Source organism: Chitinophagaceae bacterium (genome assembly GCA_016699815.1).
Classification (GTDB): domain Bacteria; phylum Bacteroidota; class Bacteroidia; order Chitinophagales; family Chitinophagaceae; genus Ferruginibacter.
The window spans coordinates 977,819-991,929 of sequence record CP065012.1 but is presented as its reverse complement, the minus strand read 5'-3'; the positions used below and the strand labels follow the sequence as shown (position 1 = coordinate 991,929).

Genomic DNA, 14,111 nt, shown 5'->3' with positions numbered 1-14,111 from the left:
CAGTTCTTTGATTATTTTGAATTTTAAATGATAAATTTTAAATGAAGTACCTAAATCATTTAAAATTTTAAATGCAATATTTAAAATAGTTATTAGCGGAAGTAGCTCATTTGGTAGAGCGGTAGCCTTCCAAGCTTCAGGTGGCCGGTTCGAGCCCGGTCTTCCGCTCAGTAGAAAGTTCTTTTAGTATCGAAAAAAGGTTTTGCTCTGCAAGCCGTGGTAGCTCAGGGGTAGAGCACTTCCTTGGTAAGGAAGAGGTCGTGAGTTCAATTCTCATCTACGGCTCAATAGATTTTTTGAAGAATTGTAGGTTATAGAATTGAAAAGCTATCATAATCTTACAGTAAATGCCGGGTATGGTGGGGTGAGTTCTCCCGATAGATAAGGGGCTTAGCTACGGTTCTTTTATTTTAGTAAGGGCAGCTCTATGCTGATTAGGGAAAATAAGGTACAAGGGTGCGACGCAACGGCTGCTGATTGCAGCTAAGAAGCTGGACACAAAAAAATAATAGCCAAAGGTTTACAGGCTTAAAATGCAAACCAATTACAAAATAAAATTAAAATTTATACAATGGCAAAAGAGTCTTTCAAAAGGGATAAACCCCACCTTAACGTTGGTACTATTGGTCACGTAGATCATGGTAAAACAACTTTAACCGCCGCCATAACCGATGTTTTGTCAAAAAAAGGTTTGGCGGAAAAGAAAAATTATGATGATATTGATGGCGCTCCCGAAGAAAAAGAAAGGGGTATTACTATCAATACCGCACACGTAGAATACCAAACGGTAAACAGGCACTATGCACACGTAGATTGCCCGGGCCACGCCGACTATGTAAAAAATATGATTACTGGTGCCGCTCAAATGGACGGAGCTATTCTTGTAGTGGCTTCTACTGACGGCCCTATGCCACAAACAAAGGAACACATTCTTCTGGCTCGCCAGGTAGGTGTACCCCGTATTGTGGTGTTCATGAACAAAGTGGATCTTGTTGATGATCCTGAATTATTAGAACTGGTAGAAATGGAAATTCGTGAACTATTAACTTCTTACGGATTTGATGGTGATAACACACCGATTATAAAAGGCTCTGCAACCGGCGCATTAGCAGGTGAAGAAAAATGGGTTAAAGCTATTGATGAATTAATGGATGCAGTTGATACTTACATTCCCTTGCCGCCACGCCTGGTTGACCAACCATTTCTGATGAGTGTTGAGGATGTTTTCTCTATCACTGGCCGTGGTACCGTTGCCACTGGTCGTATTGAAAGGGGTCGTGTAAAAGTGGGTGAATCTTTGGAAATTGTAGGTTTAATGGAAAAACCATTAACCACCACTTGTACTGGTGTGGAAATGTTTAAAAAATTACTGGACGAAGGTGAAGCCGGCGATAACGCAGGTTTACTACTCCGTGGTATTGAAAAGAACCAAATCCGCCGTGGAATGGTACTTTGCAAACCGGGTTCTATTACTCCACATACCGAATTTAAAGGTGAGGTTTATGTATTGAGTAAAGAAGAAGGTGGCCGCCATACTCCGTTCTTTAACAAGTATCGTCCACAGTTCTATTTCCGTACAACAGACGTTACGGGAGAAGTAACCTTACCAGAAGGAACAGAAATGGTGATGCCTGGCGATAATACCAACCTGTCGGTTAAACTTATTCAACCAATTGCAATGGAAAAAGGTTTAAAATTTGCGATTCGTGAAGGTGGCCGTACAGTAGGTGCAGGTCAGGTTACCGATATTATTAAATAGTATTGAGTACTAAGTATTTAATACAAAGAATAAAGAGTATTTATATCTTTACAAAGTACTTAGGTTTTTCATCTAAGTACTTTGTACTTTATATTTAATACAATACGGGCATGGTGCAACGGTAGCATACGGGTCTCCAAAACCTTTGATCTGGGTTCGAATCCTAGTGCCCGTGCAAACAAACGGTTTATTTTGCTTTATTGAATATGTACCCAGAATTTTAATACTTGTAATTTTACAACTGCATTATCATTTACAGGCACATTATTAAACCTTTGAACTGTTGAAATTTAAACAATAAGAAATGTCAAAATTGGTAAACTACGTAAGGGATTCTTATTACGAACTTACTGAAAAAGTAAGCTGGCCTAAATGGGAAAATTTGCAGCAAAGCACCATGATTGTGCTGGGCGCCACTATTTTTATTACAGCTATAGTTGCACTTATGGACTTTGTGGCCAATAGCGCAATGAAATTTATTTACTCATTATTTGCATAAGATGGAAACAGTAGTTATACCGGAAAAAGAAACCCGATGGTACGTGTTGCGGGTGGTAAGTGGTAAAGAGCGCAAGGTTAAAGAATACCTCGATAAAGATATTGTTCGTCATGGTTGGGATAAAGTGGTGAAGCAGGTGTTTTTACCGGTTGAAAAAGTATATAAGGTACTCAACGGAAAAAAAGTAATGCGTGAACGGAACTTTTATCCCGGTTATTTAATGATAGAAGTATTGGAAGGTAAGCTTTCTGATGATGTTATTCAGCACGTGAGCAACGTAAGCAATGTGATGCATTTTTTAACCGATGGTAAAGGATCAAAAGGTAATATTATTTCGCTGCGTAAGGCAGAGGTTAATAAAATGCTGGGTAAGGTTGACGAAATGAGTGATGTAGGCGGCGTTACTATGAGCGAACCTTTTATTATTGGCGAAACTATTAAAATTATTGATGGCCCATTCAACGACTTTAACGGCGTAATTGAAGAAGTAAGCGATGAAAAGAAAAAATTAAAAGTACAGGTAAAAATATTTGGCCGTGCCACACCTGTAGAACTGAGTTATATGCAGGTTGAAAAAATAAGCTAAACCCGAAATAATATTTATCACAAAAACTGTTTCTCCTGAAACAGTTTTTTTATTTTATGCAGTCCGCAAATCCATAAATCTTTTTCCGACCTTTGGCCGATGCGTAATTTTTCTTACACTGAATTATTTGAGTTTTCCTGTAAAATATTTTTGGCCATTGGCTGCAGCAAGCAAAATGCAGCACAGGCAGCAACGGTTTTACTGAGCGCCGACTTAAGGGGAATTGACAGCCATGGCATAGCCAGGCTAAGTGGATATGTAAGGTTGTGTGAAGTAAATAGGATTAATGCCAATCCCAATATTAAAATTTTACATGAAACCGCATCCACAGCCGTTGTAGATGGCGATGCCGGACTGGGCCTTATTGTTGCACCAATTGCCATGCAAATTGCAATGGAAAAAGCCAACAAAGTAGGAACAGGATGGGTGAGTGTGCAAAACAGCAACCATTTTGGTATTGCAGGTTACCATGCAATGCTGGCGCTTCCACAAGAAATGATCGGTATTGCTATGACAAATGCTTCGGCACTTGTGGCACCAACTTATAGCAGGGAAAGATTATTGGGCACAAACCCTATTGCCGTAGCAGTACCTGCAGGAAGTGAACCGCCTTTTGTAGCCGATTTTGCTACTACAACTGCTGCAAACGGCAAATTAGAAATATTACAAAGGTTGAATAAACCAGCACCTGAAGGATGGGTGCAAACCAAAGACGGGAGCAGCAGCACCAATGCAGGTGAATTAAAAAATGGTGGCGCTTTGTTGCCCCTTGGCGGCGATAAGGAACATGGCAGCCATAAAGGATATATGCTTGGAAGTATTGTAGATTTTTTTTCGGGCATCCTTAGCGGGGCAAATTTTGGCCCCTGGGTTCCGCCATTTCCTGCTTACTTACCCATGCCTGAAAATATGCCCGGAAAAGGTATTGGCCATTTTCTTGGAGCTATGCGTATTGATGCATTCCGCCCGGCAGAAGACTTTAAGATGGATATGGACAGTTGGATAAAAAGGGTTAAGAAAGCCAAAACCATTAAAGGAAAAGAAAGGATTGTGATACCCGGTGAGCCTGAAGCCGAAATGGAAAAATATAGGAAAATAAACGGATTTAATTTAGATGCACAGGTAATAGCAGACCTGGCGCAACTTGCAGCAAAATTTTCAATACCATTTTAAGCAATATTATTTTGCTGAAATAGGTGGTTTTTTTATATGCAATACAATAAAACCAATATGCAGTGCGTTATATACTTGGTTTTTCATAGGATATTGGATTAAAACGGGCTACGATTTCTATCATGGCCCCTTTTTTATTTATTTACTTCTTAGGTTATTTACTCTCATTTTTATTTTTGTTTAACATTTTTTAAGAAAACCATTTAGAATAGTAGCTCGTCTATAGAATGGTTTTTCATAGGATATTGGATTTAAAACGGGCTGCGATTTCTATCATAGCCCCTTTTTTTTGCCCCTGGTTAAATGTTTCGTTTTTTCCTATGCAACTTTCCCTAATTTTTTTGCGTCTATTTAATGGTTTTCATAAGGATATTGGATTTTTTACGGGCTGTGATTTCTATCATGGCCCTTTTTCTTTTTAATTACAATTGAGTTTTACCTGTGAAATTGATGACTGGGTTTGCCAGAAATTCTCTCATAATATAGCTGTATCTTGCAAGCCATAATTTTTTAAGAGAATAATAAAAGGGTATAAAAATTTTTACAATTAATGAAAACTGCATTAATTACCGGAATTACCGGGCAGGATGGTGCTTACCTTGCCGAATTGTTACTTTCAAAAGGCTACATTGTTCATGGTTTAAAAAGACGGTCGAGCCTCATCAATACCAATAGGATAGATCACCTGTACCAGGATCCGCATGAAAAACATGTAAGGTTTACCCTGCATTATGGAGATATGACGGATAGCACCAACCTCATACGCATTGTACAGGAAACCCAACCCGATGAAATTTATAACCTGGCTGCTATGAGCCATGTAAAAGTGAGCTTTGAAACTCCGGAATATACCGCAAATGCAGATGGAATTGGAACTTTAAGGTTATTAGAAGCAATAAGGATATTGGGTATGGAAAAGAAAACCAGGATTTACCAGGCTTCCACTTCGGAATTATATGGCATGGTTCAGGAAATACCCCAAAGAGAAACCACTCCTTTTTATCCACGAAGCCCTTATGCAGTAGCTAAACTATATGCTTACTGGATAATGGTAAACTACAGGGAAGCTTATAATATGTATGCCTGCAATGGGATACTTTTTAACCATGAAAGCCCTTTAAGAGGCGAAACGTTTGTAACCCGCAAAATTACCAGGGCAGTTGCTGCCATTGCTTTGCAAAAACAAACCTGCCTGTACCTGGGTAACCTGGATGCAAAACGGGATTGGGGCCATGCAAAAGATTATGTAGAAGCCATGTGGATGATGCTACAGCAAGATAAACCCGAAGATTTTGTAATTGCCACTGGAATTACAACAACCGTAAGGGACTTTGTATCAATGGCATTTGCCGAAGCAGGAATTGAAATAACATTTATAAATTCCGGGGTTGAAGAAAAGGGTGTGGTGAAGAAATGCCATAACATCAATTGTTCAATTAAAGAAGGTACTGTAATAGTAGCTATAGATCCTGCATATTTTCGGCCAACAGAAGTAGAAATTTTAATTGGGGACTCTTCAAAAGCAAAACAAAAACTTGGCTGGTTGCCAAAATATAACCTTGCCTCATTAATTAAAGAAATGGTGGCTGCAGATATTCATCTTTTAAAAAATTGCAATTAAGAGCATGAACAAAACTGATAAAATTTATATAGCAGGTCATAGCGGCCTGGTAGGATCGGCAATAGTAAGGGCATTAGAAAATGAGGGCTTTCAAAACCTTATTTATAAAAGATCAAAAGAACTTGATTTGCGTAACCAGCAACAGGTAAATGATTTTTTTGCTCAGGAAAAACCACAATATGTTTTTTTAAGTGCCGGTAAAGTAGGCGGTATTGTTGCCAATAATACTTATAGGGCAGATTTTTTATACGATAATATAATGATTGCAGCCAATGTAATGCATGCAGCTTTTGAAAATAAAGTTACCAAATTGCAATATCTGGGTAGTTCATGCATTTATCCTAAAATGGCTCCACAACCTATTAAAGAAGATAGCATGCTTACCGGGCCATTGGAAATTACCAATGAACCCTATGCACTGGCAAAAATTGCCGGTATAAAACTGGCACAGGCTTATAAAGACCAATATGCTGCAAATTTTATTAGCCTTATGCCCACCAATATGTATGGCTTAAACGATAATTACCACCCTCAAAACAGCCATGTATTACCTGCATTAATAAGGCGTTTTCATGAAGCAAAAATTGCGGATGCACCAGAGGTGATCATTTGGGGAACCGGTTCTCCCTTAAGGGAATTTTTATTTGCCGATGACCTTGCTGAAGCCTGCTTGTTTTTAATGGATCATTATAATGGAAGAGAAATTATAAATGTAGGCAGTGGTGAAGAAATAAGTATAAAAGCCCTCGCCGGGTTAATTAAAAAAATTATTGGCTTTAAAGGGAGTTTAGTATTTGATACCGCCAGGCCGGATGGCACACCACGAAAATTAATGGATGTAACCAAAATTCAGGCAATGGGCTGTAAGCATAAAGTAAATTTAGAAGAAGGCATTGCTATAGCGTACAAAGATTTTTTACAGCATCATGCTTCAATAATTACCCAATAAAAAAAACCGGCTTAAACACGGGTTTATAAAAAGAGTATTGTTTTTTATGCCTTTAAATAATAAGCATAGAATCCCCATAGCTGAAGAAACGGTATTTTTCTTTAATTGCTTTTTTATACGCTTCCATCATTAGCTCATAACCCGCAAAGGCACATGCCATAATAAGCAGGCTGGTTTTAGGCAAATGAAAATTGGTAACCAGTGAATCGGCTATATTAAAATTGTATGGCGGATGAATAAAATGATTGGTCCAGCCTTCAGAAGCTTTTAATAATTTTTGAGCGGTGTAGGATGTTTCCATGGCACGCATGGTAGTGGTACCAATGGAGCAAATACGTTGGCTGCTTTCTTTGGCTTTATTTACAATGGTGCAGGCCATTTCGTCAATCTTGTAATATTCGGCATCCATTTTATGTTTGCTCAAATCTTCTACTTCAATAGGCCTAAAAGTGCCCAGGCCCGTATGCAGGGTAACTTCGGCAAAGCGTATGCCCTGTATTTCCAGCCGTTTAATAAGCTCTTTGCTAAAATGGAGCCCGGCGGTAGGTGCAGCTACAGCGCCTTCGTATTTGGCATATACGGTTTGATAGCGTTCTTTATCTTCTTCTTCGGGTTTGCGTTTTATATATTTGGGTAATGGCGTTTCCCCCATAAACTCAAGCATTTGTTTAAACTCATCATCGGTGCCATCCCATAAAAACCTAATGGTTCTTCCTCGGCTGGTAGTATTATCAATTACTTCGGCTACCAGTTCATCATTTTCGCCAAAATAAAGTTTATTGCCTACACGTATTTTTCTTGCAGGGTCCACAATCACATCCCAAAGTTTATTGGGCTTGTTGAGTTCCCTTAAAAGAAAAACTTCAATTTTTGCACCGGTTTTTTCTTTACGTCCGTACATTCGGGCCGGGAAAACCTTGGTATTGTTTACTACAAACACATCTTTATCATCAAAATATTCCATAATATCCCTGAACTGGCGGTGCTCAATCTGGCCGGTATGCCGATGGATAACCATCATACGGCTTTCTTCTCTTTTTTTTGCAGGGTGCTGGGCAATAAGGTTTAGTGGAAGGTCGAACTTAAACTGAGATAATTTCATGCAATAAATAAAATTTTAAGATTTATTACATGCCGGGCTGTATTAAATTTACAGAAGATGTATCCCTTGCTGGTTAAAGGGCATTTATCATGTTACGGCATGATTTTAAGCGGGCAAAGGTAATGAATTTTTATAAAAATCAACTTTTTTATCTAATTCCTTTTAAAATTTTACTATTTTTCAATTTATTACTGCCCTTATAATATTATGCTTAACTATCTATAAACCCAACCATTGCTCTTTGCTATGCTGTACAAACGAACTTTGCGTATTAAGTATTTTTTTATAATTATACTCACCCCAATTTTTTCTTATGGACAGGTTGCACCTAACCGGCCCGTATACAATAGCCTGCTATGGGAAATTACCGGCAACGGATTAACAAAGCCTTCTTACCTTTTTGGCACCATGCATGTAAGCAGTAAAATGGCCTTTCACCTGGGAGATTCTTTTTATTTTGCCTTAAAACAGGCAGACGCAGTTGCCCTCGAACTAAACCCTGAGTTATGGCAACCACAAATGGCAAGGCTTGCCGAGCTCAATAACAATTATTTGGATTATATAAAACAGGGTGGTAACCAGTTTTTAAATGAAAAATCTTTTCAAATTAAAAAATTTGATGACCGGTTAAAATTTGCGCTTAGCTCAGAACCGCCGGCTATCAACAACCTACTCTACAGATCGTACAAAGAAAGGGAAGACTTTGAGGAAGATACCTTTTTGGATTTATATATTTACCAGGCCGGCAGAAAGCTGGGCAAATTGCCTGCAGGAGTGGAAGATTTTTTTGAATCGCAAAAAATTGTATTGGAAGCTTATGCTGATATGGCCAAAGAAAAAAATAAGGAAGCAGTTAACACCGATGAAAGCTCTGTAAGTGAACTCATGGAAAAAATGCAGGATGCTTATAGGAACGGTGATTTAAACCTGCTGGATTCCATTGAAAAAAAACTGGAGCCTTCAAAAGCATTTAAAGAAAAATTTTTATACAAAAGAAATATTTTACAGGCAGTCGCCATTGATAGTATTATAAAAATAACCTCTTTATTTGCCGGTATTGGAGCAGCCCATTTGCCAGGCGAAAGAGGCGTTATAGAACTGCTGCGCCAAAAAGGGTATACCGTAAGGCCAATTCCTATGAGCAAAAGAGATGCAGTACAAAAAGATGAAATTGAAAAAAGAAAAGTAAAAGTAAATTTTGGTACCCATTTTGCAGATGACAGTATGTACCGTGTTGACGCTCCGGGTAATTTATATTTATTACAATCACCTTATTCTATTTTTAAACGCTGGCAATTTGCCGATATGAGCAATGGGTCGTATTACATGGTAACCCGGGTAAAAACCAATGGAATTTTTTTGAAAATGGACTCACCCGGAATTTTAAAAGTGATTGACAGCCTGCTTTATGAAAATATTCCGGGAAAAATTTTATCTAAGAAAAGTATCGTGAAAAATAGTTATCCCGGCTATGATATTATTAACAAAACAAGGCGTGGGGATATGCAGCGTTACCAGGTATTTGCTATAGCTACCGAAGTAATTATTTTTAAAATGAGCGGAAAAAATGATTATGTGGCAGGCGAGGAAGGAAATCGTTTTTTTTCGTCCATACAGTTAAGGCAAAGGTCAGTGTTTTCCCAAAGGTTTTATCCAAAGCAGGGCGGCTTTAGTATTCACCTGCCACAGGAACCTACACAATACTTTGACAATACCGAGCAAAATAGGTGGGAGTACGAAGCAAAAGATACGGCAAATGGTGATGCTTACCTGGTTATGAAAAAGAGCCTCTATAATTTTGATTTTATTGAAGAGGATAGCTTTGAGCTTAAAATGCCGGAAGAATCTTTCAGGTCTCCTGATTTTTTTGGAGAGCAAATCAGCCGCCGCTATGGATGGGTTCAGCAGTTCCCGGCATTATTTGTAAGGGAAAAATTAAAAGAAGGCGATGTGGTAAATGCCGTTTTTATTGTAAAAGCCCCACATTATTATGTATTGGCAAAACGCACATCAAACTTAGCTGACAGCTCTTTTGCATTTATCAATTCTTTTAAATGGGAACCTTATCAATACCAGCAATCTGTAGAATTAATAGACAATTTTTATTTTATTAAAATGCTATCGCAGGTAAAACCCAATTTAGATAAGGGCATGAGAGAGATTATTGAAAATATAAACAAAGCAACTGCAGAAATGGGCAGTAGCCAGGGTTATTATTCTTACTGGCCTGCTAAAAAAAATATCTTATTAAAAAGCGACAGTACGGGTGAGGCTGTCTCTATCACTATTCAGGAATTCCCAGCTTATTATTATTTAAATAACCTTGATAAATTTTGGCAATACCAATGGGAAGAAGATATGCAGGGCGATGATATGTATCTCGGCATTAAACAACCATTGCGTACCCCCAATTTTGGGAAAGGTTATTATTATACTTTAAGGGACACAGGCTCGGCAAAAACTATTGAACGCATGGTATTACTGGATGGAAAATTTAAATATTCCCTTTATGGCGTAAGTGACACCTTAACAGGTTTAACGGGCCTTACTAAAACTGTTTTTGAAAGTTTTACTTTTTTTAACCCCGATAGCAACCGTATTTACCAAGACAAGGTACCTGCGTTTTTTAACGATTTATACAGTACAGACAGTGCCATTCACAAAAAAGCTTTAAGCGCCCTTACCTCGGTTAATTTTAAATATAAAGACTTGCCATTTATGTATAATGCCATTTCCGGTATGAATAGTTCTATTAAAGATTATTTTGAAATTAAACAGGGACTAATTACAGAAATGGGATTTGTTAATGATACCATCCCCGATGAAATCCCTTTGTTTTTGAAATCTATTTACGAACAAACTGCAGATACATCTTTGTTTCAAAACGCAGTAGTTAAAGCTTTGGCAAGGATACCATCAGCTTTGTCTTATAGTATCCTTAAAAAAATATTGTTGCAGGACCCTCCGGTATTTGAAAACGAAAGAGATTACAGCTATCTTTTTGATTCTTTGGGGGATTCTCTTGAACTTGCCAAACCACTTTTTCCGGAATTGCTTGCATTAACTACGTTACAGGATTATAAAGAACCCGTAATTAATCTTTTGGTGGCACTGGTAGATAGTGGCCTGCTAAAAAAACGAGTTTATAAAAACTATTTTCCATCCATTTATATTGATGCCAAAACTTCATTAAAAAAGCAATTGAATAAAGATGAGCGGAAAATGCAGGATGAAAAAAAGCAGGAAGAAACCTATAATGAAGATGAAATACGTTATGATTATGCATCGGGTTTTAATACGGAGTTAATTGATTATGCCATTTTACTTATGCCTTATTTTGATAAGGAGAAAAATGTGCAACATTTTTTTAAAAAATTATTGCAAAGCAGGAGCGAGGATATACAAATGGAAGCGGCTTTGCTAATGATAAAGAACCATAAAAAAGTAGCCGATAGTATTTTATTGCAACTGGCTTCTAAAGACAAATTCAGGGCCGGGTTGTACAACAGGCTGGCTTTATTGGGCTGGCTGGATTATTTTCCTCAAACTTATTTAAACCAGGAAATGATTGCCCGTAGTTTTATGGTTGCAAAAAGTACGGCAAACAAATTAGATTCTGTTGTGTTTCTATCTAAGCAACCCTGCACTTTCAGGAACAAAAGCGGCATGGTTTATTTTTACAAATACCGTGTAAATAAATCCGGTGATTGGAAAATTGGCCTTAGTGGCATCCAGCCGATAAATGAAAACGAAATAGATAATTATAACTGGCTTACCCAGCTTACCGGAAAAACATTAAAGGAAAATGAACTAGTGGAAAAGCAGTTAAGCAGGCAACTCCTGCAAAAGCTTTTTTCGCTAAGGAAAAGTTCTGCTGAATTTTTTATGGATGATGGCTATTATAATTACGACAGGGAAAGATAAAATGTACGGGTTACAAATTTTTTCCGGGTATGGCGTCTATCAATTGCCGGGTATATTCGTTTTTGGGATGATAAAAAATTTCATCTGCGGTTCCGGTTTCTACCATTTTTCCCTGGTTCATTACCATTATACTGTTGCTGATATAATGCACTACAGAAAGGTCATGAGAAATAAAAATGGAAGTAAATTGCTGTGAATTTTTAAGCTCATCTATCAGTTGCAGGATATGCATTTGTACACTTACATCAAGGGCCGAAACGCTTTCGTCAAAAATTATAAACGAAGGATCAACAGAAAGTGCACGTGCAATACAAATTCTCTGCCGCTGCCCGCCGCTAAACTGGTGTGGGTAGCGTTTTAAAAAATCGGCTTTTATGTTTACTTTTTCCATTAGCAAAACCGCCTTTTCTTCTCTTTGTCTTTTGCCGGATAAAAGGCCGTGTACAGCCATAGGTTCTGTAAGAGCTTCGGCAATAGTCAATCTTGGGTTTAGTGAGCCGTACGGATCCTGGAAAACCACCTGCAATTGTTTGCTTATAATTTTTTTGTCAGCATCTGTTAATGACATTAAATTTTTTCCATGTAAAAAAATTTCTCCTTTTTGTGGTTTAATCAGCCCAAGTATGGCCCGGCCAAGGGTGGTTTTGCCACAACCGCTTTCTCCAACCAGCCCCAGTGTTTCATTTTGTGCCACACAAAAACTTACCCCGTTTACCGCCGTTTTGTAATTTAAAGGCTTTCCCCAAATATTTTTTTTCTCCTTAAATTGTACAACTATGTTTCTTACTTCCAAAGCAGGTGCTTGGCTGGCGGCGATATGATGGCCGGAATTATTTCCTACGGCACTTTTTACGATATCCGGTTTAGGTTTTTTGGATTTTCCAGGCCTGCTTGAGAGCAATAATTTTGTGTAGTTATGTTGAGGGTAATGCAATACTTGCTGAGCATTACCATATTCTGCTATTTCACCCTTTTGCATTACTATTATTTCATCGGCTACATCGTTTACCAATCCCAGATCGTGTGTTATCAATAATACGGCCATTGAATTTTGTACCTGTAAATTTTTAATTAACGAAAGAATGTTTTTTTGTACGGTAACATCCAATGCTGTGGTGGGTTCATCGGCAATAAGCAGGGTCGGGTTGCAGCAAATGGCCATGGCTATCATGATCCTTTGCTTTTGTCCTCCACTTAACTGGTGCGGATAACGTTTTAATATTTGCTCAGGATTAGGCAAGCCGGTTTTTTCAAAAAGCTGTATGGTTATTTCCCTTGCTACTTTTGAGGAATACTTTTTATGTTTCACCAATACTTCTATCACCTGCCGGCCACAGGTTAATACAGGATTTAGCGAAGTCATGGGCTCCTGGAAAATCATGGAAATACTATTGCCCCGTATGGTATTGATTTTTTTTGAGCTTAAATGCAGAAGGTTGGTGCTGCTTTGGCAATTGCAAAAAAATATTTCACCGGTTGCATTTGCATTTGAGGGTAATAGTTTAAGAAGCGATAATGCTGTAATAGATTTCCCTGATCCGCTTTCGCCTACAAGCGCCGTAATTTTGCCTTTTTCAATGGCAAAATTAATATCTTTTACAACTGTATTTATTATACCATCGTTTGTAAAAGTTACCCTAAGGTTCTTTATGGTTAATAACGGCGGCAATTATTATTTACCGGGCTAAAATTTCAAATGTCTTACTGTTAACCCGTCATTGATAAGTTGCTTAAGCGAATCTATCCCGATTTTTAAATGTGTTTCCACAAAATTTGTGGTAACGGATTTGTCGCTATCTTCTGTTTTTACCCCTTCTGGAACCATGGGCGAATCGCTTACCAGCAGCAATGCACCGGTTGGAATTTTATTATGGAAACCTACGCTGAAAATGGTGGCGGTTTCCATATCAATGGCATAAGCCCTTATTTTTTGGAGGTATTCTTTAAAGTGGTCGTCATGTTCCCACACTCGCCTGTTGGTAGTATAGCACACGCCTGTCCAGTAATCCACTTCATAATCCCTAATGGTAGTGCTTATTGCCTTTTGAAGTGCAAATGCCGGTAATGCAGGCACTTCGGGTGGAAAGTAATCGTTGCTGGTGCCTTCGCCACGAATGGCAGCTATTGGCAGTATGAGGTCGCCTATTTTATTACGCCTTTTAAGGCCGCCGCATTTACCTAGAAACAATACAGCTTTGGGTTGTATAGCACTTAAAAGGTCCATAATAGTAGCGGCGCCTGGGCTTCCCATACCAAAGTTTATAATGGTAACTTCGCCGGCTGTTGCACATTGCATGGGTTTATCTTTTCCTATTACTTCCACTTTATTCCATTCTGCAAACAGGTTTACATAGTTGCTGAAATTGGTGAGCAATATATACTGCCCAAATCCATCTAATGCATTTCCTGTGTACCTTGGAAGCCAGTTTTCTACTATTTCTTCTTTTGTTTTCATTTTTATATTTTGTTGGCTTTGAGTAAAAATACAAAAAAAAATC

At 38.2% G+C, this 14,111-nt stretch carries 10 protein-coding genes and 3 tRNA genes; 10 read left to right on the top strand and 3 right to left on the bottom strand.

Translation table 11 applies throughout. The features are described 5' to 3' along the window. The first annotated feature begins 95 nt into the window (after window positions 1-95). From IPO46_04365 to IPO46_04325, 9 genes are all read left to right on the top strand, one after another. Window positions 96-168 (top strand) — tRNA-Gly (locus tag IPO46_04365). A 45-nt stretch (window positions 169-213) separates the two neighbouring features. Further along, a tRNA-Thr gene (locus IPO46_04360) sits at window positions 214-285 on the top strand. 286 nt (window positions 286-571) lie between these two features. Beyond that, window positions 572-1,759 carry an elongation factor Tu gene (tuf, locus tag IPO46_04355; GenBank protein ID QQS63828.1) on the top strand — a complete coding sequence of 396 codons (1,188 nt, stop codon included), beginning with the start codon at window positions 572-574 and terminating at the stop codon, window positions 1,757-1,759. Window positions 1,760-1,863: 104 nt separating this feature from the next. Continuing rightward, window positions 1,864-1,934 (top strand) — tRNA-Trp (locus IPO46_04350). Window positions 1,935-2,063: 129 nt separating this feature from the next. Beyond that, on the top strand, window positions 2,064-2,258 hold the full coding sequence (gene secE, locus IPO46_04345) for a preprotein translocase subunit SecE (protein ID QQS63827.1): 195 nt from the start codon (window positions 2,064-2,066) through the stop codon (window positions 2,256-2,258). A gap of 1 nt (window position 2,259) precedes the next feature. Continuing rightward, entirely contained in the window at window positions 2,260-2,844 is a 585-nt protein-coding gene (gene nusG, locus IPO46_04340) for a transcription termination/antitermination factor NusG (GenBank protein ID QQS63826.1), read from the top strand. A 99-nt stretch (window positions 2,845-2,943) separates the two neighbouring features. Further along, the gene (locus IPO46_04335; GenBank protein ID QQS63825.1) at window positions 2,944-4,017 is read left to right on the top strand and encodes an Ldh family oxidoreductase; all 1,074 of its coding nucleotides are present in this window, start codon (window positions 2,944-2,946) and stop codon (window positions 4,015-4,017) included. A 550-nt stretch (window positions 4,018-4,567) separates the two neighbouring features. Continuing rightward, window positions 4,568-5,638 (top strand): GDP-mannose 4,6-dehydratase, encoded by a 1,071-nt coding sequence (gmd, locus tag IPO46_04330; GenBank protein ID QQS63824.1) that lies wholly within the window; start codon window positions 4,568-4,570, stop codon window positions 5,636-5,638. Window positions 5,639-5,642: 4 nt separating this feature from the next. Next, window positions 5,643-6,587, top strand: a complete 945-nt coding sequence (locus tag IPO46_04325; GenBank protein ID QQS63823.1) for a GDP-L-fucose synthase — start codon at window positions 5,643-5,645, stop codon at window positions 6,585-6,587. Between the two features lie 52 nt (window positions 6,588-6,639). Here IPO46_04325 and queA read toward each other — a convergent pair whose 3' ends face one another. Continuing rightward, window positions 6,640-7,689, bottom strand: coding sequence for a tRNA preQ1(34) S-adenosylmethionine ribosyltransferase-isomerase QueA (gene queA / locus IPO46_04320; protein ID QQS63822.1), 1,050 nt, complete (start codon window positions 7,687-7,689; stop codon window positions 6,640-6,642). A 246-nt stretch (window positions 7,690-7,935) separates the two neighbouring features. Here queA and IPO46_04315 point away from each other — a divergent pair, with 246 nt between their 5' ends. Then, window positions 7,936-11,613, top strand: a complete 3,678-nt coding sequence (locus IPO46_04315) for a TraB/GumN family protein (GenBank protein QQS63821.1) — start codon at window positions 7,936-7,938, stop codon at window positions 11,611-11,613. A gap of 10 nt (window positions 11,614-11,623) precedes the next feature. On the opposite strand, the gene IPO46_04310 is transcribed toward IPO46_04315, so the two are convergent. Beyond that, window positions 11,624-13,282 carry an ABC transporter ATP-binding protein gene (locus IPO46_04310; GenBank protein QQS63820.1) on the bottom strand — a complete coding sequence of 553 codons (1,659 nt, stop codon included), beginning with the start codon at window positions 13,280-13,282 and terminating at the stop codon, window positions 11,624-11,626. Between the two features lie 15 nt (window positions 13,283-13,297). Then, window positions 13,298-14,068 carry an AMP nucleosidase gene (locus tag IPO46_04305; GenBank protein QQS63819.1) on the bottom strand — a complete coding sequence of 257 codons (771 nt, stop codon included), beginning with the start codon at window positions 14,066-14,068 and terminating at the stop codon, window positions 13,298-13,300. Between the last annotated feature and the right edge of the window lie 43 nt (window positions 14,069-14,111).

Excerpts from the sequence above, each read along its gene's own strand:
- tuf (QQS63828.1), top strand. The coding sequence starts at position 572 with ATGGCAAAAGAGTCTTTCAAAAGGGATAAACCCCACCTTAACGTTGGT.
- secE (QQS63827.1), top strand. The coding sequence starts at position 2,064 with ATGTCAAAATTGGTAAACTACGTAAGGGATTCTTATTACGAACTTACT.
- nusG (QQS63826.1), top strand. The coding sequence starts at position 2,260 with ATGGAAACAGTAGTTATACCGGAAAAAGAAACCCGATGGTACGTGTTG.
- IPO46_04335 (QQS63825.1), top strand. The coding sequence starts at position 2,944 with ATGCGTAATTTTTCTTACACTGAATTATTTGAGTTTTCCTGTAAAATA.
- gmd (QQS63824.1), top strand. The coding sequence starts at position 4,568 with ATGAAAACTGCATTAATTACCGGAATTACCGGGCAGGATGGTGCTTAC.
- IPO46_04325 (QQS63823.1), top strand. The coding sequence starts at position 5,643 with ATGAACAAAACTGATAAAATTTATATAGCAGGTCATAGCGGCCTGGTA.
- queA (QQS63822.1), bottom strand. The coding sequence starts at position 7,689 with ATGAAATTATCTCAGTTTAAGTTCGACCTTCCACTAAACCTTATTGCC.
- IPO46_04315 (QQS63821.1), top strand. The coding sequence starts at position 7,936 with ATGCTGTACAAACGAACTTTGCGTATTAAGTATTTTTTTATAATTATA.
- IPO46_04305 (QQS63819.1), bottom strand. The coding sequence starts at position 14,068 with ATGAAAACAAAAGAAGAAATAGTAGAAAACTGGCTTCCAAGGTACACA.